The sequence below is a fragment of the Vibrio sp. 99K-1 genome (assembly GCF_013114585.1).
GTDB classification, from domain to species: domain Bacteria; phylum Pseudomonadota; class Gammaproteobacteria; order Enterobacterales; family Vibrionaceae; genus Vibrio; species Vibrio chagasii_B.
In genome coordinates this window covers 1-537 of sequence record NZ_VTXF01000076.1, presented here as the reverse complement: position 1 = coordinate 537, position 537 = coordinate 1, and the positions used below count along the sequence as shown (strand labels likewise).

1 protein-coding gene is annotated in these 537 nt (G+C 43.4%); it reads right to left on the bottom strand.

Going from position 1 to position 537, the window contains the following annotated elements; all coding sequences use genetic code 11:
• Nucleotides 1-537 (bottom strand): transposase (locus F0228_RS25695; protein ID WP_253820347.1); only part of this gene is annotated, 537 nt, incomplete at both ends.

Here is a 537-nt window from a genome sequence, read left to right as displayed (position 1 = left end):
TCTTTTGCCATCGCATGGGACCTAAGGCAGAATACGCCACCAAACTACTCATCCTTTTAGTGTTATGAGCGTCGTCTGCATACAGATTTTCTTTGGGAGGAATGGCTATGTCACTCTCTGGAAATTTGTTCGTTAAAGCATCATAGACGTCATCAGTATCGTACATTTTATCTGCCGAAATATGGTCAACGCCCACATCAACTTGCTCACATAATTCCTCGACAACCTGAAAGTCCATGGTGTCTTTCTTCGTCAATATCGCGCCATGAATAATATGCTCATCATCAACAGCAAAGTGCGCTTTTTTCCAGCTGCGCTTTACGTTAACTTTATGTTTTTCCTGGTGCCATTCACCCTTGCCAAATTCTTTCAGGCCTGTGGAATCAATGGCTATCGCCGCTAAATCTTCATCGGGTTTGTCTGTTTTTTTGAATCTTGGGGCCTTAAGTCCAAGCTTAGAGAGACGCTTTGATAGACACGAAAAGTCAGGACAGGAGAGGTTTGTGTGACCCATTTCCTTGAGGAGACTATCGATAA